Source organism: Enteractinococcus coprophilus, assembly GCF_006716305.1.
Classification (GTDB): Bacteria; Actinomycetota; Actinomycetes; order Actinomycetales; family Micrococcaceae; genus Yaniella; species Yaniella coprophila.
In genome coordinates this window covers 103,744-123,832 of the sequence record NZ_VFOU01000002.1, presented here as the reverse complement: position 1 = coordinate 123,832, position 20,089 = coordinate 103,744, and the positions used below count along the sequence as shown (strand labels likewise).

14 protein-coding genes are annotated in these 20,089 nt (G+C 51.3%); 4 read left to right on the top strand and 10 right to left on the bottom strand.

The features are described 5' to 3' along the window. Positions 1–2 precede the first annotated feature (2 nt). The 3 genes from rplS to rimM form a co-directional block, all read right to left on the bottom strand. Positions 3–347: a 50S ribosomal protein L19 gene (gene rplS / locus FB556_RS05325; protein WP_141865566.1), complete on the bottom strand. Its 345-nt coding sequence runs from the start codon at positions 345–347 to the stop codon at positions 3–5. 167 nt (positions 348–514) lie between these two features. Then, entirely contained in the window at positions 515–1,225 is a 711-nt protein-coding gene (gene trmD / locus FB556_RS05320) for a tRNA (guanosine(37)-N1)-methyltransferase TrmD (protein WP_141865564.1), read from the bottom strand. Next, entirely contained in the window at positions 1,225–1,752 is a 528-nt protein-coding gene (gene rimM / locus FB556_RS05315) for a ribosome maturation factor RimM (RefSeq protein ID WP_281280478.1), read from the bottom strand. The genes trmD and rimM overlap by 1 nt, the downstream gene beginning before the upstream one ends. Before the next feature lie 621 nt (positions 1,753–2,373). On the opposite strand from rimM, the gene FB556_RS05310 reads away from it, so the two are divergent. The 3 genes from FB556_RS05310 to FB556_RS05300 all read left to right on the top strand — a co-directional run bounded on the left by FB556_RS05310 (position 2,374) and on the right by FB556_RS05300 (position 7,184). After that, on the top strand, positions 2,374–4,761 hold the full coding sequence (locus FB556_RS05310; protein ID WP_141865560.1) for a glycosyltransferase: 2,388 nt from the start codon (positions 2,374–2,376) through the stop codon (positions 4,759–4,761). 201 nt (positions 4,762–4,962) lie between these two features. Beyond that, the gene (locus tag FB556_RS05305) at positions 4,963–6,744 is read left to right on the top strand and encodes a glycosyltransferase (RefSeq protein ID WP_141865558.1); all 1,782 of its coding nucleotides are present in this window, start codon (positions 4,963–4,965) and stop codon (positions 6,742–6,744) included. Beyond that, positions 6,741–7,184 (top strand): hypothetical protein, encoded by a 444-nt coding sequence (locus tag FB556_RS05300; protein ID WP_141865556.1) that lies wholly within the window; start codon positions 6,741–6,743, stop codon positions 7,182–7,184. The genes FB556_RS05305 and FB556_RS05300 overlap by 4 nt, the downstream gene beginning before the upstream one ends. Before the next feature lie 106 nt (positions 7,185–7,290). Here FB556_RS05300 and FB556_RS05295 read toward each other — a convergent pair whose 3' ends face one another. From FB556_RS05295 to ftsY, 6 genes are all read right to left on the bottom strand, one after another. Continuing rightward, the gene (locus FB556_RS05295) at positions 7,291–9,807 is read right to left on the bottom strand and encodes a glycosyltransferase family 2 protein (RefSeq protein ID WP_170200380.1); all 2,517 of its coding nucleotides are present in this window, start codon (positions 9,805–9,807) and stop codon (positions 7,291–7,293) included. A gap of 174 nt (positions 9,808–9,981) precedes the next feature. Beyond that, the gene (locus tag FB556_RS05290) at positions 9,982–10,221 is read right to left on the bottom strand and encodes an RNA-binding protein (RefSeq protein WP_141865552.1); all 240 of its coding nucleotides are present in this window, start codon (positions 10,219–10,221) and stop codon (positions 9,982–9,984) included. Between the two features lie 5 nt (positions 10,222–10,226). Next, entirely contained in the window at positions 10,227–10,640 is a 414-nt protein-coding gene (gene rpsP, locus FB556_RS05285) for a 30S ribosomal protein S16 (protein ID WP_141865550.1), read from the bottom strand. A gap of 181 nt (positions 10,641–10,821) precedes the next feature. Beyond that, the gene (locus FB556_RS05280; protein ID WP_141865548.1) at positions 10,822–12,078 is read right to left on the bottom strand and encodes a nucleotide sugar dehydrogenase; all 1,257 of its coding nucleotides are present in this window, start codon (positions 12,076–12,078) and stop codon (positions 10,822–10,824) included. Between the two features lie 133 nt (positions 12,079–12,211). Further along, a complete protein-coding gene (gene ffh / locus FB556_RS05275) occupies positions 12,212–13,801 on the bottom strand; it encodes a signal recognition particle protein (RefSeq protein ID WP_141865546.1) in 1,590 nt (529 codons plus the stop codon). A 139-nt stretch (positions 13,802–13,940) separates the two neighbouring features. Then, positions 13,941–15,119, bottom strand: a complete 1,179-nt coding sequence (ftsY, locus tag FB556_RS05270) for a signal recognition particle-docking protein FtsY (protein ID WP_141865544.1) — start codon at positions 15,117–15,119, stop codon at positions 13,941–13,943. A gap of 105 nt (positions 15,120–15,224) precedes the next feature. Between ftsY and FB556_RS05265 the strand changes: the two genes are divergently transcribed. Next, positions 15,225–16,511: an MFS transporter gene (locus FB556_RS05265; protein WP_246057226.1), complete on the top strand. Its 1,287-nt coding sequence runs from the start codon at positions 15,225–15,227 to the stop codon at positions 16,509–16,511. On the opposite strand, the gene smc is transcribed toward FB556_RS05265, so the two are convergent. Next, the gene (gene smc, locus FB556_RS05260; RefSeq protein WP_141865540.1) at positions 16,508–20,065 is read right to left on the bottom strand and encodes a chromosome segregation protein SMC; all 3,558 of its coding nucleotides are present in this window, start codon (positions 20,063–20,065) and stop codon (positions 16,508–16,510) included. The genes FB556_RS05265 and smc overlap by 4 nt on opposite strands. Positions 20,066–20,089: the final 24 nt, after the last annotated feature.

Below are 20,089 nucleotides of genomic sequence, written 5' to 3'. Positions count from 1 at the left end.
AGTTAGTTACGCTTCTCTGGAATACGTGCAGCTTTACCACTACGCTCGCGCATGTAGTACAGCTTCGCACGACGTACCTGACCGCGTTTCTTGACTTCAATCTTGTCAATGACTGGCGAGTGCACTGGGAACTGTCGCTCAATGCCTACACCGAATGAAGTCTTGCGAACGGTGAAGGTCTCAGAAATGCCAGTGCCCTGACGAGCCATGACGAAGCCTTCGAAAACCTGAATACGCTGGGTTTTACCTTCAACAATGTTGACGTGTACCGCAACAGTGTCACCAGGACGGAAGTCTGGGACGTCATCGCGCAGCGATTTCTGATTCAGCTGATCAATAATATTCATGGAGCCTACTCCTAGTGATGCGCCGCAGGTCGCCCACATACCTCAACAAGCTCAAAGGCTTGCGTTGTGAATTTCGCGGGCCCGACATCCAGTCGGTCCCCCGGCGCCCAACGTTAGTGAACTGATCCCCCACGGCAGATCAAACACCCATTAGGCACAACGACCTATTATGCCATATCTTGGCGCCTTGTCCATAAATCAGGACGTCGTTCACGGGTTCGCTCAGCCTGCTGTTCCTTGCGCCATGCAGCAATTTTCGCGTGGTCACCAGACAGCAGAATATCGGGCACATCATAGCCTCGCCATGACGAAGGCTTCGTGTAGACGGGGTACTCGAGCAGACCCTCATCACTATGTGATTCTTCAACGAGTGACTCAGGGTTCCCCACCACCCCCGGAACGAGACGACCGATGGCCTCAATCATGGCCAATGCAGCGACTTCTCCTCCGTTGAGTACATAATCGCCAAGCGACATGAGTCGGACTTCAAAGTGCTCAAGAGCCCAATGGAACATCCGTTCGTCGATACCCTCATAGCGGCCGCAAGCGAAGACCAAGTGCTCTGATGTAGACATGTCGTGTGCAGCTGCTTGGCTGAAGACTTCACCTGATGGAGTAGGCACGATGAGCACGGGCTTTTCTACCGGGGAAACTTCAAGAATCTCCTCTAGAGCTAATGCCCAGGGCTCAGGCTTCATGACCATGCCTGCTCCCCCACCGTAGGGAGTATCGTCTACGGTGCGATGGCGGTCGAAGGTGTAATCACGCAGATCGTGCACGCGAATCTCTAATAGCTCAGCTTTTTGAGCCTTACCTAGCAGCGACAGCCCGAGGGCTCCAAGGTACTCCGGGAAAATGCTGACGACGTCAATTCGCATTAAACTTGATTCAACTCCAATAGACCCGGCGGCGGGGTGATAATAATAATGCCTTGCTCTTCGTCAATCTCGGGGACAATCTCTTCGACGAACGGAATCAGCACGTCTCGGCCGTCCAGTAAGCGTAGCTCGAGGAGATCCTGAGCTTCGCCGTTGATAAGATCTATGACCTCACCGATTCTTATGGCGTCCCGGCTTCCTTGATATACATCCAAGCCGATAAGCTCACTGGCGTACCAGCCCTCTTCTTGATCGTGACTATCTTGCGCTCGTACGTACAACTCCGAATCGCGCAATAATTCTGCCGTATTACGATCGGAAACCTCCGCAAATTTAACTAGCAGGACTTTCTTATTCCAGCGGGTATTTTCTACAGTTAGTTGATCGAACGCCGTTTCATCATCACGGACCTGCTGCACTTTCAGCACGGCGCCTACCGCAAAACGTGTGGCAGGTAAGTCAGTGAATACTTCGATAGTCACTTCGCCACGGATTCCGTGAGGCTTTCCAATCCGACCTATTCGCACTTCGTCATGAGTTCGCTCATCCCTCAAACTAGGCCCTCCTTTAATGTGCGCCACAATTCGCCGTGCCTCGTTGACACTCTAGTTATGAGGCTCCCGCCAGGGAAGGGAACTAGCTATACCGCCAATTAGAGCTGGTATCGTAGTTCCGTTGCTTCTCAACGTCACCCCGCATCTAAGTTATACCCCAGGTATACGCAGCTTATAGATTAGGGTCTAGGACAGCTGCGGTTCGGAAGCTGCAGTACTAACTCGAGATTATATTATTGAGCGAGGCACCAAGTGTTAAACGGATTCAGTCGCTGGCAGAGCCTTATTGCCGTCTTATGTCTTACCGGAGTTTTGATCGCTGTTATAGGCCTCATTAGCGCCTCTTATCCCCTTGTTACTATCGGGTTCGCCATTGCAGTTGCCACCCTCCCAATACTCACGCTCCTCGGAAACCGGCAAAGCTCCCGACAATTTCAGCGTTTGAACAAAAAGCTGTCCAGCGGAACACGACTAAAGAGGAAAGATACACCACAGAGGCAGGCGCGCCACGATGCATTGCCTACCCCGGGAGTAGCTTTCGAATACGCGCATCGAATCCAAAAACGGCACGCACACTACGAGACTTTCGCACTAATGAATAAAAGTGTCGCAATCCGCGATGCATTTGCTCTGGCTTCCACGGATTTCCGGTTCAAAGAGCGCGATCTCAATGACTTTGTAGCCGTCCAGCGGCTCGGAATGTTACCCGCTCTCAAGAAAACTGATGTTAGCCACTGGAACAAGCAGGCATTCTTGGCCCTGGCCAGAATTAAGGCTAATCAACGTGCGCTTGAAACAGACCTTGAGCATGCAACTCGGATGTTCTCTTTTGCCGAAGCCATGTTTGGCAAAAGTTCCCTTAAGCAGAACGATCAGTTGATTTACCTCGAAGCTTTAGGTGAATTAGGTAACTATGAGAAACAGCTCGCGCATGCACGACGATTCGGAATCGATGTTAAGATGCCAACACAGTTCGCTCTTCTACAGTTAAACTCCATTCAGGCGACGCTCTCTGCAGCGGCGGATGAATGGGTTGAGACTTTAAATCGACTCTACGGGGGGCAAAGTTTTAGCCAAATTGAAATCTCCCATGATGCTAATTTAAAACCCTTAGATAGATTGCGCGGTAAGGCAAACGTTGCAGAGGCTGGCCCGAAGGTGACAGTCATAGTACCTAGTTTCCAGGGTGGCCCTCTACTAATGACCGCCCTTCGATCACTAATAAATCAAACTTGGGAGAATCTCGAGATCATTGTTGTCGACGATGGTTCGGGCCCAGAATACGAAACCTACCTTTCTCAGGCCATCGCCTTGAGCTCCAAAATCCAAATAATTCGTCAACCAGAAAACTTAGGAGCATATGCTGCACGTAACGCTGGCGTCGAAGCCGCAACCGGTAGTTATGTCACAGTGCACGATGACGACGATTGGAGTCACCCCGAGAAAATCTCATTGCAAGTCCGTCACCTACTGAACAATCCTCAGGTGCCAGGGAACCTCAGCACCCACACCCGAGCCACCGATGATCTCAGATTTTTACGTATAAACAATAATCCGATCCTCGCCCAAGCTAACTATTCATCCTTAATGGTACATCGATCGGTTTTCACACAAATTGGGCTATGGGATCCAGTCAATCGAGGCGCAGATTCAGAATTCCGCGCACGCATAAAGAGGTTTTACGGCAAGCCTGTACAAACTCTCGGAACTGTACCGCTTTCATTTACGCGCACTCGCGACGGTTCGCTGACTGCTGGAGAACTGAGCCGGGGCTTCTTGGACCCAGCAAGAGTCCTCTACTCGAAGGCTTATCAACAGTGGCACGAAGCGGTGGGGGACGAAGTAACCTTGCTCAAACCCAGCAGTCCAAGGAAATATCCGGTGCCTTCTACAATGGAAATTGGAAAGCGAAACGCAGAACTTGGCAAGTTTGACGTTGTGTTCATGACCGACTTCCGGTTCCCCGGCGGCACGAGTTCCCTCACTCTCCAAGAAATCCAGGCGGCAGCCGAAGCAGGTTATCGCGTGGGATACATTCAGATGAACTCTCCCCTAAATGCCTCCAATACACCGATAAGCCCCAAACTGTTTGAACTCCAACTACACGGATACGTGGAACAAGTCGGCTTACAAGATGTCGCACGCATCGAACTTCTCGTGGTAAGGCATCCTAGTGTAGCTACCTACATGGACGGGCAGGAAACAAATTTAGAGGTCAAACAGACACTTCTAATCGTTAACAATCCTCCCGTACTCCGGGACGGCCAGGGCATGGTTTTTGATCTATCTCTGAGCGTAGAAAACTTGGATAAGGTGTTTTCACTCCAGAGTTACGTCATCGCCGAATCCAGAGTGACTCAACGACTGTGTCGCGGTCTCGTGGCAGAAAGCCGCCTGTTGGATAGGACCTGGCCCGGACTAGTTGGCTCATACACGAGCTCCCTACCAAGTTTCGCTGAAAAGCCTACAGTAGGGCGTCATTCAAGGGACCACAGTTTAAAATGGCCTTCCAGCATCCAGGAGTTCAACTGGGCATATACTTCTTCAGAGTTCCACACGAAATTCCTAGGAGGAGCTGATGCTCTCGTTAAGAAACTCGGAAGTGACGCACTTGCAGAGAAGACGGTGTATAGTTTCGGAGAGATTCCTGTTGAGGAGTTTCTGTCTTCGGTAGATTTTTGGGTTTACTTTCACGACTCCACATTAACGGAGTCATTTGGAATGTCTATTGCTGAGGCGATGGCAGCCGGGAAGGTCGTTATCCTCCCCCATTACCTTGAAGCTAACTTCGGGGAGGGAGCGATATATGCGGAACCGTCTGAAGTCGAGTCGTTAGTCAGAGAATTCTGGACTAGTCCTGATGCATATAAGAAACAGGCCTCGAAAGCTCAGAGATATGCATCGGAGAATTTTTCAGTCTCAGCTTTGCTCCGGCGTCTGGAGGTGCTGCGTAGGGAGCTTCTTGCGACTAATCAGCAGTAATATCCCAATGTGATTGCACGAAGAGACTGGAAATGGTACTCACACTATATTTGCTGTCTAAAGTCTACTATCAATTCTACTCAAAGGACGGCTGAGACAAGCCAATATCCGAAGATCCCTGTTAGCAAACTAGGCACCTTCTGTTCTAATCAACCGTTCAATGAGTACCTAGACATGCTGAGAGATATCATTAGAGGAAATATGAAAAGCCCTAATCTAATCACTCCAACCGAGATTCAGCGCCCTAACAAATTGTACCGCGAGACGGTTCGCGCTGGTGTCGCAGTAACTTCGACACACCATGCTGAATTGGGAGCTCTCTTAGATCAGATTTCTCCACAGGTGGACGAAGTTTTCGTCTATTTAGTTGGAACCGAGGCGATACCTGAAACTTTACAGCAAGCCGCAAAAAATGTGCGATTCTTTTCCGGCCCAGACCTGGGGCCCTTAGGGAAGTTCGTCTTTCTAGAGGACTTCATTGGATACTACATACCGCTCGATGTTAACAGGCAGTACGGCAGATATCACGTAACTAAACTCATCGCCGCAATTGAGTCCTACAATCGGCGGGCCGTGGTGGGATGGCTACCAGAACGTATGGTAGCCACATGCTCACAAACGTCCCCGGCGGATGCGCCGGAGGGGATCTTTGATCGTTCCGCACTCGCCAAAAAGCAGACTGCGGAAGCTCTTGACTGCAGCAATATCGGTTTTCATACTGATACGTTTCGATTCGATTACAGATGCAGCACAGCGGATATTCCAGTTGAGATCTCCTTTGCTCAACAGGCACGACAGAGCAGTGTGGACTTGATTGTACTGCATAAGGAAGCAAATAGTGCACCTCTAGTACTCTCAGCCATCTCAGAAAACCAAGCAGGCCGAGCGCAAGTTGCGGGACACCGAGACGAAGAAACTGATGAACCGCGTCTAGTCTCATACAGCCCGTCCCTACCGGCCAGAAGACCGAAAAGAGTATCGATCATCGGCCGGGCCAACCGTGCTCGTTGGAAAAAGGGAGGTATCCTTAAATCGGTCCTACTCACAGAAGAGATGCTCAGCGCTCACGGTTGCACTGTCGAGCTGGTAGATATTGACGATCGCAAAGTATTCAAGTTGGACTCACCAGATGTCCTGATAGTTTATGTCGGGGATCCGGAACGTCCTGACTTCGCAAAAGTCCACAAAATCGTTGAGTATCACGCCGGTAAAGGCATTCCGACCTTGGTTAATCTATCTGAGGATCACTTTCCGACACGGACCGTAGAGATACAAAAGGTAATGTCTGCTTGGCAGGATCGATTTAGGGGTTTGGTTGCCATGATGACTTTCAGCCATAACGTTGATTCGAGACCCGAATATGAGGCCTTTAGCAGCTCTATAGTTCCCCTTCCGAAAACTCTGACTTTCTCTCATCGTGAGTATGCTGAGTACTATAAAACATCTGGAATATTTGTCGGCGACGTGGCTAAACTATCAGACCCAAGAATCGTGGGTCCCTTAGTACCAGACATGTTGCGTAAGCTTAGAGCAGCAATACCCGAAGCCAAAATCTTCGGCCTCCAGCAATATAAATCAAAATATGACATGCCAAAAGGCATTGATGAAGTATGGCCCTTTATGTCGCCCGCCGACCTAGCTATGAGACTCACGCGAGTAAGGTTGATGGTGAGCTTTCCGAAATATGCGACATACGAAATGGTACCTGTCGAAGCTTCAGCTCTTGGAGTTCCACTTCTGTATGCGGACATGCCGCAATCGTTAAATGAAGCCATTGGATTCGCCGGCTACCGTTATAGGGATACCTTCGATTTAATTAATTCAGCTCAAGCGATCTATCGGGATCCCATCCTCTGGCGTCAATATTCACGCTCTGGCATTAATAGAGCAGCATCTCAGGATTACGATGTGACTTCAGCAAAAATTTACTTAGCAGTTAAGAACTTCGTCGAACGGCACAACGCGAAAAAGATATGGTCATGAAATACTTTGCAAGCGCTCGGTTTTTGTTAATTTTCATTTCTCTCTCGATTGCACTCCAACTGTTGGCATGGAGCTTACTTGGTGCTTCCTCCCTGATTGGCTTCAGCTTCGTACTGATCATCGCAACTATGGGGGTACTGAACCTATGGCTAGCAGTTCGAATTGCGCGAGCTAACAGGTTCCTTCAAAGTAACTTTGAAAAAGCAATGCATAGGAATGATGCTCTGACGAGCCAGATTTCAGCACGACTCACAGAACTATCAAGCCTGATCGACTTGAATACCGAAAGTATCCGAGAGTTCTACCAAAACACCAACGCTCAGCCGCCTCATCCTCGAGAGCAACGCGCTCTCGACGAGATACATGAAGTGAACCAGAAAGTAGACGCACTACAACAAGCAATTGCTGAGCAGCAGCAATTGCTCCAACTGAAGCATTAGATTAGGTTCTGACAATCAGGTTGTCATGCGAGAACCGCGACCACGAAGGACTTTGATCTAAGCGCAGTTCTGTAGCAACAGAGGCGAGACTCATCGCCTCACTCGCCTAGTGTCCAAGCAGCCTCATAATTCGTTGTAGATAAAGCTCGGAGGTATAGACTTCCTGCACAAGCTGTTGACCACGTTGTGCTTGCGCCTTGTATAACTCAGTGGACGCGGTGAGTTCTGCAATCTTACTACTGATGTCGTCTCGATCAACGTATAGAGCCCCTTCACCATAAATAGGCTCTAGATGTGGGGGCAACAAAACGACTTTACCTGCTTGCATTGCTTTTAGAACTGGCTCCCATACTTTGTCCCGAAGACGAGGGTTGGGCCAGTAAACCCAGTAGTCTATTCCGGAGAGAAAGTCCGGCTCTGACATTTGATTCATACTAATTAAATCGATGCCGTCAAAAACCTCCTCACCATATTTCTCTACGACCTCTTCCACTTGACCATAGAGTCTCGTTTCGAAAATTCGTGAACGATAAACTGACCTCAACTCTGTTCCTGATTTTGGCCACCGGTAGCGATTCCCATACGAATGAAATCCAACAACTGGTGGCTGAGACGGCGGAGTAGGCGAGATAAGTTCACCTTGTAGATGCAGACTCCATATATCGGTATCCTCAAGTAGACGCGAAGAGGGTACCGAAGAGCGTAGCTGTTCTTGATCCTCTCGAGTGGTACCTACAACCTTAAAGAAAGTGTCGAAAGCAGAATCAAGATTCCGTAGCGTCTGGTTCCACTGTACCGGGCTCCGTTTGACAGCCCCCGTTAGACAAGGCAATTCGTTGTAAACAGTGATACCGCGATGACTTTTAAGGGTTGGACTGAGTTGATCTATGAACATCCCAATTGAAGCATCATAAACGATAACTATATTTGTTTCTGCGGCATCAGTGAGGGATAGCTGTGTCAACTTCCGCTCGTATTGCAGCTCGAAGAGTCTTTGCGGTAATCCAGCGGGCCGGTTAGTTTCGGGCGAATTGAGATGCATGTACCCCACGCGCAAGCCGGCAGCAGACAGCGTCTCGATCTCTTTCAGAACGAAATCCACATACTTTGCTTGACGAAAGAAGTCTGTTATATAAACGACATCGAATAGTCCTAGGTGCTTGTTGCGTTGGCCAGCTTCGAATGTAGTGGGTATTGCATAAGGACGAGGACCATCCGGCTTTCGGATTGCCTTTTGACCGCGTTTTCGCATTTCCCAGTGCCACTGACGGAAGGCCCAGCGATATAACAACCTAGAATACGCGAAGTAACCACGCGACATTTCTCCGGATGTCAGAGAGCCATCCCAAACACGACTAAACGCTAGCGGCTTATCGTGCATTCCCACTATTCGCTCAGATCCATAGTACTCTGCGAGGCGCGTATAAAATTCAGAGTCGCCACCGCGATTCACCGGATCCCAATCACCAACTTCACTCGGAACAGTGCGGCGGAACATCAAGGAAGAATAATTCATCTGCATGAACTTGGCTTGAATATTCAATCGACGCAGGACCGCATCTTCGGTCGCTCGAATATGAGCAGTGGTTGTTGCGACGACAGCGGGTTGTTGCAACAGCACCCGCGCTTGAGTTGCGATCTTGTCTGGATGAGACCAGTCATCATCGTCGTGGGTAGTAATGAACACACCGCTGGCCACCGCGAGCCCTGCATTGCGGGCAACGTATGGACCTAGGTTTTTTTCTTGATGCAGCACCCGAATTCGTGGGTCAAGCTCCTCTACTTCCTTAAAGAGATCGTTGAAGCGACTCGGAGATGCGTCATTTACGACGATAATCTCTAGGTTTTGCCATGATTGGTCCAGTAAACTGCCTAGCGCGGTACGTATCCCGGGCCCAGGGGCGAAAGTGGGCATAATGACGGACACCTTGGGACCGTCCAGAGGTCTTGTAGGCCCAGCTGTGAGTCGATCCATCAGAGGAAGCGATGCATTAGATAGTAGCCGAACATTCGACATATCGAGCGAGGTATAGATGGCATTAAGGGCACTGAGCCACGCGTCAGCAGATGGATTGACCTTTCGAGTTCGCTGTAACTCGAGTAATTCGGTCTGTAGAGGCGCAATGTCATTGATGTCAAATGCTCTTGCAAGCTGCACAGATCGGTCATATAAACCTACTTCATTAAGTGCTTCAACGTACTGCAGAATGTGCTGTTTCAAAAACGGATTTTGACCATATAGCTTGTATGCGAAAGCGTAGATCTGGACCGCCGCGTGCGTATCTAAATCATCACGTGCTGTATTGGCTAAAAGATCAGCAAGTGTTAATAACACTGAGCTGTCGAAACGGTCCTTCAAGAAACTTGTCTCGGGCTCCGTCAGGTGATCCGCATCCAGGTTCTCTACGACGGTTAGCAGGTCCGCAAGGTCCCACCCGTCCGATGATGCCGCTTTTGCAAACGTGTCTCGTATAGCTAAGGAACGTGTTTGAAGAGCAAAGCGGTAGAACACCGGGAGGTTAGTCTTCACCTTGTGGCGATAGTAGCTGTCGACAGGATTGGTAACCTCAGTGGAGCGTTCCGAGTCTACGCCACGGGGAGTGCTATCTGATTGTTTCGCCATCCTCCATGATCTCTTCAACCACGACTTCAAATTTCCTACGCCCTCTGAGCTCACCTTAGACTCCCCCATAATTGCGTTAATGTATTTCAGATCAATACTGAAATGAGTACAAAAGAAAAAATAGGCCATCTAACCAACATACTCACGGTTAAATGGCCTATTTCGACTGTTTTATTAGCGACGACGGTCGGTATCGACCACGTCAACGCGCACCGAATATCCTGCAAGTCCTTCAACTACAGCACGAAGAGCATTCGCTGTGCGGCCTTTTCGCCCGATCACTCGACCGAGATCATCTGGATGAACGTGGACACTCAGCATTTCTCCGCGCCTGTTGTTGCGAAGATCGACCTGCACGTCTTCGGGATAATCAACAATCCCGCGTACTAGGTGCTCCAACGCTTCTTGCAACATGGACACTATTCAGCTGCCTCTTCAGTCTTTTCCTCAGCAGGTTCAGCTGCGGCAACTTCAGTCTTAGGTTCTGGTGCTTCAGGAAGCACAACGGAACCCTTGTCTGGCGCCACGAAAGCCTCTTTTTCAGCAGGGTGCTTCATGAGCGATTCATCGTACTCTTCGCCTTTGAACTTCTGCCAGTCACCAGTCAGCTTCAGTAGTGCGGTGACCTGTTTGGATGGCTGTGCGCCAACGCCCAACCAGTACTGGGCACGGTCAGAGTCGATCTTGATAACCGACGGATCTTTTGTCGGGTGGTAGATGCCGATCTCTTCGATGACAGCACCGTCACGCTTTGCGCGCTGGTCTGCAACGACTACACGATAGTGTGGAGAACGGATTTTACCAAAACGCTTTAAACGGATTCTTACGGCCACTTTTGTGGGTGCTCCTGTTTCATATATTTTGTGATCTTTCTTTCGCGCCTGGGGGCAGGAGCGAAGATACATCACGAACGGACACATCGATCAGAGAATAGAGGGTAATCTGACCGACGGATCAGTACCGAACTATTATGACAGACTCCGATAGCATTTATCCAATTGGCATGGCTTTTGGTTACAAGATATATGCTTCTTCACTATTTGCCACACCGCGTGTGTCAAAAAGTAGCTTGGCTTTCGAGGCAATATCAGAAAGATCGTATTCACGGTGTGCTTGCAGCAGGATCACGATATCTGCTTCCTCGACGGCGGCATCTAGATCTGTGACGGAGTGATACTCTGTACCGTTGAATGCCCAGGTCGGCACATTGGCATCGTGGTAGGAAATCTGCGCGCCCTTGCCCGCTAGGCCGTTTCCTACTGGAATAGCTGGTGAGTGCCGTTGATCTGCGATATCGGCCTTATAGCTCACTCCGAGGAGCAACACTTTCGAACCTTTGAGAGACTTTTGGTGTTCGTTCAGAAGATCCTGAACCCGCTGCACCACATAGTTTGGCATGGAGTTGTTTATATCTTCTGCCAAATCGACGAAACGGAAGGGGTGACCGAGTGCTTTACGGACCGAATAGTTTAGGTAACTAGGATCAATCGGGATACAGTGACCGCCGACTCCTGGGCCTGGATAAAACGCCTGGAAGCCGAAAGGTTTGGTTTTGGCAGCTTTGATGACTTCCCAAATATCGATGCCAAGTTCATGACTGAATTTGGCCATCTCGTTCACTAAGCCAATATTGATGTGACGGTAGGTGTTTTCTAGCAGTTTCGCCGTTTCGGCTTCTTTGGCCCCTTTGACCTGGACAACCTCTTGGATAAAGCGATTGTAAAATGAGACGGCACGCTCCCCGGAGTCGGGCGAGACGCCACCCACGACTTTCGGAGTATTCTCTAACCGGTACGTTTTGTTGCCCGGGTCGATACGCTCGGGGGAAAAAGCGAGGTAAAAGTCTTCATCGAGCTTTTTGCCCTCAGCTTCTAGGGCTGGCAATAACAGTTCCTCAGTTGTTCCAGGGTAAGTAGTGGATTCGAGGACCACCAAGGACTTGCGACGAAGGTTTTGGACGATCGATTCAGTAGCAGATTCGACCGCTTGTAGATCAGGGCGACCAGCATCACCGAGCGGCGTCGGTACACAGATCACTACGACATCAGCCTCTTGGATGACCGTACTGTCCGTCGTAGCTCGGTAGCCGTTGTCAAGCATCTCTTGTAGATCAGCGTCAGGGATATCTTCGACGTGTGAGGTGCCTGCATTGAGGTCATCGACAATGCGCTGGCTCACGTCGAGGCCTGTGACATTGAACCCAGTCTTACTAGCTGCCTGAGAGAGTGGCAAGCCGACATATCCTTGACCTATAACTACGAGATCTTTCACGCGGTTTACTCCAAACCAATATATTCTTCACGAAACAGACTTTGTGTCGTGGCAATTTTAGAAACAAATAGGTGCGCTCAGCCGAATTTGACGAGGCTGAGCGCACTGTGTGAAGTCGTCACCCATGGCGGGCTTACTTCAAGTATTTTTCGAATCCCTTGGGAAGGTTCAGCTGGGAAGGATCGAAGTCTTTCGGATCAGCACCGGCTCCGAATGCTGAACCGATTTCCTGAGTCGCTTTTTTGGCTTGGCGTTCTTGCTCTTTCCGAGCTTCGGCTTCCGCTCGGGCTGGGTTGCCAAAACGCTGCTGTTTACGGTTTTTGGCCTTGCCTTTACCCTTCCGGTGGGTACGGCGCCCGCCAGCACCACCGCCAGGCATTCCAGGCATGCCTGGGATCCCGCCACCTGCTGCCATACGCTTCATCATCTTCTGGGCTTCGCGGAAACGCTCTAGCAAAGTATTGACTTCGGAAACGTGAACGCCAGAACCAGCAGCGATACGAGCCCGACGAGAGCCGTTAATAATTTTTGGAACGTTGCGTTCGTAGGGGGTCATGGAACGAATGATTGCTTCGATGCGATTCACCTGTGAGTCGTCGAATTGCTCGAGCTGCTGACGCATGCCCTGTGCTCCAGGCATCATCATGAGCATCTTCTTCATCGAGCCCATTTTCTTGAGCTGCTGCATCTGGTCCAAGAAGTCTTCAAGTGTAAAGTCTTCTTGATCGACAAACTTCTGCGCCATTTTTTCGGCTTGCGATTTGTCGATCGTCCGCTCTGCCTGTTCGATGAGCGACAGCACGTCGCCCATGTCGAGGATGCGGGAGGCCATGCGATCGGGGTGGAAGACTTCGAAGTCATCCAGACCTTCACCGGTCGAGGCGAACATGATGGGCTTACCGGTGATGTATTTGACGGACAGTGCAGCACCACCACGAGCGTCACCGTCCATCTTCGACAGGACTACCCCGGTAAAGCCGACGCCTTCGTTGAATGCCTGAGCAGTGGCTACCGCGTCTTGCCCAATCATTGCGTCAATAACAAATAGAACTTCATCAGGATTGGTTGCAGCGCGGATATCAGACGCCTGCTGCATGAGCTCTTGGTCGACACCCAGGCGGCCTGCGGTGTCGATAATCACGATGTCGTGCTGGCGGGTCTTTGCTTCTTCGAGGCCAGCTCTTGCAACTTCTACAGGGTCACCAGTTGGATCTTCGTGTTCGGACGAAACACCAGGGTGTGGAGCAAATACCGGTACTCCGGCACGCTCACCGTTGACCTCCAACTGTTTGACAGCGTTTGGTCGCTGAAGGTCAGCTGCGACTAACAGAGGGGTATGGCCCTGTTGTTTCAAATGTTTGGACAGCTTCCCAGCCAGGGTAGTTTTACCGGCACCCTGCAAGCCCACGAGCATGATGACCGTCGGAGGGTTTTTCGCAAGCTGGATGTTTCGAGTCTCTCCACCAAGGATCTCCTCGAGCTCATTTTGGACAATCTTGACGACCTGTTGGCCAGGGTTGAGAGCTTCGGATACTTCCTCACCAAGGGCACGTTCTTTAACGTGGGCAATAAATTCACGAACCGCTGGTACCGCAACGTCAGCATCCAGTAAGGCGCGGCGAATTTCGCGTGCTGTTGCATCAATATCTGCTTGTGTCAGTCGCCCTTTACCACGAAGATTCTTGAAGGTAGAGGACAGACGTTCCGTCAAAGTATTGAACACGTGCGATTATCCTTGTTGTCGACTCAGCTCGAATTAGATGTGTCGAGCAGTAAAAAATGGTACCTGGCATCTCACTTTATCAAGTCAGAGCGCCAGGTACACATCCGCTGTAATTGTTTTATCTTGCAGCAAAGCAGTTTTAGCTCGCAATGAGGGCATCAACAAATGCTTCTGCTTCGAATGGTGCGAGATCATCCGCACCTTCGCCAAGTCCAATGAGCTTGACGGGCACACCAAGTTGACGTTGGATCGCTACGACAATACCGCCCTTGGCTGTACCGTCCATTTTCGTCAGCACGATACCGGTGACGTTGACGGCTTCGGTGAAGACTTTTGCCTGAGCCAGACCGTTTTGTCCTGTAGTCGCATCGATGACCAAGAGTACTTCGCCAACCGGAGCCTGTTTTTCGGCAACACGTTTGACCTTACCGAGTTCCTCCATGAGGTTTGCCTTGGAGTGCAGACGTCCTGCGGTGTCTACAAGCACCACGTCGGCCTCTTGTGCTATGCCTGTCTCAACAGCGGAAAAAGCTACCGAGGCAGGGTCGGCACCTTCTTGTTCAGAACGGACGGTTTGGACACCTACGCGTTCACCCCATGTGGTCAGTTGTTCTGCGGCTGCCGCGCGAAAAGTATCTGCGGCACCAAGAACAACCTCACGATCTTCAGCGACAAGCACCCGGGCGAGTTTACCAACGGTCGTTGTTTTGCCAACTCCGTTAACACCAACAACCATGATGACAGCGGGCTTATCGTCCTTGCGGGTGGCAGATAGCCTGCGATCCATTGCCGGGTCCACCATGGCAACGAGCTCTTCGCGCAACATAGCCCGTACGCTTTCAGGATCGCGAGTGCCTTCGACGGTGACACGTTCCTTGAGACGATCCACGAGTTCCAGAGCCGGGTCTGCGCCCAGGTCTGAGATCAGCAGGGTCTCTTCGATCTCATCCCAGACATCTTCATCGATATCGTCCTGGGCAAGAAGAGCGAGCAATCCTTGAGAGAAGACGTTATTCGACTTTGCCAGGCGCGCACGTAACCGAGCCAACCGCCCTGCCGCAGGGGCAGGCTTTTCGAGCTCAACTTCCGGCTCAGCGATGACCTCGGGCTCTGGATCAGGTGCTAGCTCTGGCTCAGGCTCGACAACAGCTTCTTCTTCAACTGTTGGCGCTTCAACCGGCGCAGGAACCGTCACTGGTTCAGGTGCGGGTGGCTCAAGTACTTTGACTTGGGGTTCGTCGACGGGACGGTCAAGTGCTACAACTGCGCCGGCACCGACCAGGACAGGTACAAGAAAGGCAATAAGAAGAAGTTCCACAGGTTATAGTTTGGCATACTTTTCACGTGACGCAGTCTTCGTGTTATGCCACCGGCACAGCTTGGCGCTGCGAATCGCGATTTCTTGCGTGTCATAATGAGCTGTATGTCTGCGTCGATGGAAAAGATTAAAATCCCCGGTGAAGTTCGTGTTCTTATTGCAGCGGCTTTCATCATCGCTATCGGCTTTGGCATTATCACCCCGGTCCTCCCCCAATACGCCGAGTCCTTTGGGGTTGGAGCCTTTGGTGTATCTGCAGTCGTATCTATCTTCGGCTTGGCAAGGTTGATACTCGCACCGGTATCGGGCCGAGCAACGATGAAGTTTGGCGAATCAGGGGTATACATTACCGGGGTGACCATCGTTGGCATCTCGATGTTCTTGGTTGCTTTCGCTCAGACATATACGCAACTATTGATTTTCCGAGGCATGGGTGGTTTCGGTTCCACGCTGTTTACCGTGTCAGCGATGTCATTTCTAGCGGCAAAATCACCACCCACCATCCGCGGTCGAGTGTCCGGGGCCTATGCTTCCGCATTTTTGATCGGGAACATTACCGGCCCCCTCGTGGGAGGTCTCCTAGTTTCTCTGGGGCCTCGAGCGCCATTCCTGATTTACGGTGGTGCTTTGCTGATTGCGTCACTCGTGGTCTATCTCGGCCTGCATCGGCGTAAGAATGGCGAGCGCCATAAGGTGGTCGATGAACGCGTGGCGTGGTCGTTCACTGATGCTGTCAAAGAACATCCCTATCGAGCTGCATTAGGATCCTTCTTTGCTAACGGGTGGGCCACCTTCGGTGTCAGGAACGCCATCATGCCGCTCTTCGCGGCATCAGCTTTTGCTGGGACCGGGTATTTCCTTGATGGTGCCCAGACTGCTGCTGTTGCTTTGTCCATCTTTGCTGTGGGCAACGTTGTTGCAGTGACATTCTCCTCCCGGCTCTCAGATCAATACGGGCGCAAACCGCTGATCGTTATAGGACTGGCTGTAGCAGCGCTTGGAACCGGAGTGCTGGGCTTCATGACGAGTCCGTTCCTGTTCTTCCTCGCCTCACTGATTGCAGGAGCTGGGACCGGTATGCTCAATGCTCCTCAGCAAGCAGCCATTGCAGATCTTGTGGGTCAAGAACGAAAAGCGGGTTCGGTAATGTCCGCTGCACAGATGGCTTCTGATGTGGGCGCCATCATCGGCCCGTTATTCATCGGCTGGATCGTAGATGTTTACGGCTTTGAACTCGGGTTTGCGATTACCGGCACCATTTTGGCGCTTGCTTGCATTGTGTGGATATTCGCGCCAGAGACCAATACTCGAGCAATTAATCGAGAACCAAAATCCTATGCCAGTTCGAACGTGTCACAGGCAGAGAAGCGACATGGTCCTGACACTGATTAAACGTGATCAAGTTTTTGACTAATCACCTGCGATACCCCATCGCCACGCATGGAGACGCCATAGAGCGCATCTGATATCTCCATGGTCCGTTTCTGGTGGGTGATAATGATCAGCTGCGAATCGACCTGGAGCTCTTTGAAGATTGTCAGCAGTCTTGTGAGGTTGGTGTCATCTAAGGCGGCTTCGACTTCATCCATGACGTAGAACGGCGACGGTCGGGCTTTGAATATCGAGACAAGCATGGCAATCGCCGCCAACGATCGCTCGCCACCTGAAAGTAGCGAGAGACGTTTCACCTTCTTGCCAGCGGGCCTTGCTTCAACTTCGATACCGGTCTCTAGCATGTTGTCCGGCTCGGTAAGCGACAATCGTCCTTCCCCACCGGGGAACAGCGTTGCGAAGACATGCTCAAATTGCGCTGCAGTGTCCTCGTAAGCCGAAGTGAAGACCTTCAGCACTGTCTGGTTGACATCTTCGATGATCTTCAGCAGATCTCTGCGTGAGGTTTCGAGGTCTTCAAGCTGCTGGGTCAGGTATTCGTGGCGTTCTTTCACCGCAGCGTACTCTTCGAGCGCTAGTGGATTGATCTTTCCCAAGGCGCTGAGATTTCGTTTGGCAGTACGCAAACGGTTCTGCTGCTCCTGCCGATCATAGAAGACAACTACCGTTGACTCATTGTCACCAGTATCCACTGGTTGATCGGGGCCGAAATTCTTCACCAAATACTCGTGTGAGTAGCCAAGCTCGGTGAGCGCTCGCTCGCGAAGTTGTTCCAGCTTGATCTCGTGTTCCTGACGTACCAATCGTCGTTCATGCAGGTTGTCTTGTACCTGTGCGAGTTCTTTTCGCAATCTCGCTATGGCTTTTTCGCTATTCTCAAGCTGAGTTGCCATCTCGGCACGCTGTGATTCGAGTGTCGTGTGATCAGATTCAGCTCGGGTCACACTCTGCTCGATGTGCTGTATCGCGCTTTCAATTCCTTCTGAAAGCGCTGTGAGGCGTTGTCGCATTCGGTGCTGCCGTGCCAGCGCACGTTGATACTCTTGATGCGCGATCTTCACAGCGGATAACCGTCGCCGAGACTGCTCTACTCGCTGCTCTGCTTGCTGAGTAACATTCTCAGCAGTTCGTAAAGCTAGACGTGCTTCGGTCTCACGAGCCCGGGCCGTTGTAGCATTTTGTTCGACCTCTTGTTGGGCTGCAGCAGCCTCTTCAGTTCCCCCAGCGGTAGCTCCGACCAGAGAGGCTGCTGCCTGTAGTGCCTCGAAGCGTTCAGTAGCCTGCTCGTATACTTTCCGAGCTTCGGCGAGCTCCCTGTGCAGTTTTTCCTGATGCTCAGCGCGACGTTTCTGAGCCTTACGCTGTTCGTCGATAGTACGTGTCTGGAGCTTGATGCGCTCACGCAGGGTTGTACCTTGTGCTTGCAGCTGCTGAATCGCGGATGCATACTTCTGGCGAGCTTGGATTAGCGCCTCATGGCGTTGTGCTGCTGCTTGCACTTCGAGTCGTGCCTGTTCGAGTGTGTTCGCGACATGATCAGCGTCTGCAACGGCACGGTCATAAGCTGCGCGCTGTTCGAGCGAAGACGTGGTCCCATCACCACGAACCTCTACCCAATGCCGGGTAACCAGATCCCCCTGTTTTGTGGCGATACGAAGCTCAGGATATGCGCTAAATAGATCCTGGCTCTGCAAGAGTTCTTGTACCTGCTCGAGGCTTTCCACTGCTATTGAAGAAGCAAAATACGACCTGAGAGTTTCAAAGCTGGCGTGCTGCCCGTCGCGCGGTCGCAAAATCTCCGAAAGCTGTAAAGCATTCTTGACAGGTACCTCGATCGAGGAGGGTTGTGAGAAGTCGGCAAAGAATATGCGAACATCAGGAGCTTCCTCGTGCTGAAGTTTCTCCGCAGCCCGGTATCCGACTGTCCATGTGTTGAGCCACAAGGATTCGGTAGAACCCGATAAGAGCGCCGCAATCGCTTTTTCCCATCCCGGTTCGATATCAAGAATCTCGGAGAAATCCTGTCCTCCGATGTTTGCAATGGAAGCCTTAGCGGAGCCTGGCACAGGTTGCAAGGATTGGGCTAGCACTTCAACACGCGCCTGAGCTGCGCTTTGAGCATTTCGCAGCTCGTTGGCCACGCCTTCAGCGGTTTTAAGTTGCTGGCGTGCTTCTTGTTCCTGATCGCGGGCTTTGGTCTCCTGCTCTCGTTGCTGTCTCAGCTCGCTTTCTACCTCAGCCAGGGTCTGCTTATCTGACGAAATTTCCTGCTCAGCGTCAGTATATGACTCAGCATGGAGAGATTCGTCCTGGGTAATCCGTGCAACTTGCGCTTCGATTGATTGCAATTTCGTTTCTGCTGAAGCTTTTCGACTCTCGGCCAGGACAAATGATTTCTGCTGCTCCGCTTCCTCGCGAACCAGTTGAGTATAAGTCTCGCGAGCGACCCGAACCTGCTTCTCCGCTTGTTCACGCACCACCACAGACTCGTTCAGAACATGGGTGAGTTCTTCTTGTTTCTGCCGACTCTCCTCGAACGCCTGTTGGTTTTCGACGAGCTGAGTCTCGGCTTCTTCCGGTGACAGGCCCGATGAAGCAACGGCAGGTCTGGTGTTGGTTTTCAGACGTTCCTTTGCCAATGCTTGGAGAGACCGGAAGCGTTCGGCGAGCGATCTCAGTTGATACCGGTGGTCACGCGCACTCGCTGCTGCTTGAGTCGTTTGTTGGGTACGTGTGGCAAGTTCTTGGCTACGCTTTTCGGCCTCTTCCAGCTGCTGGGTAAGCCTCTCGTGTTGCTCTTCTAGTGTGTTGTCAGCGTCGAGAAGTTCTTGGAGGCGTGACGAGGCGGTGACAATGTCATCTGCTAAAAGCCGTGATGTCGCGTCGCGGACATCGTGCTGAACGCGCTGAGCTTTGCGTGCGGTATTTGCTTGCCGAGATAGCGGTCCTAGTTGTCTGTGAACTTCTTCGGTGAGATCTCGAAGCCGATCTAAGTTGGCACGCATGGATTGGAGCTTGCGTTCTGAACGCTCTTTTCTCCGCCGGTGTTTTAGGATTCCTGCAGCTTCCTCAATGAAGCCTCGGCGTTCTTCGGGAGTTGCTTGCAGGATGCGATCAAGCTGGCCTTGGCCGACGATGACATGCATTTCGCGGCCCAGGCCAGAATCTGAAAGAAGCTCTTGGATGTCGAGAAGGCGTGCCGCCTCGCCATTGATGTGATATTCCGAACCGCCAGACCGAAACAGCGTTCGACTGATGGTGACTTCCGAATAATCAATTGGCAGCGTACCGTCGGAATTGTCGATGGTAAGTTCTACCTGAGCACGGCCTAATGGTGCTCTTCCAGTGGTGCCAGCGAAGATGACATCTTCCATCTTCCCACCACGCAGGTTTTTTACTCCCTGCTCCCCCATAACCCATGCCAAGGCATCAACCACGTTTGATTTGCCCGAACCATTAGGACCGATAACAGACGTGACGCCCGGTTCGAATTCAAACGTGGTCTTCGATGCAAAGGACTTGAAACCACGAATCGTGAGGGTTTTGAGGTACATGGGGAAGCTAAGCGAGCCGTGGGG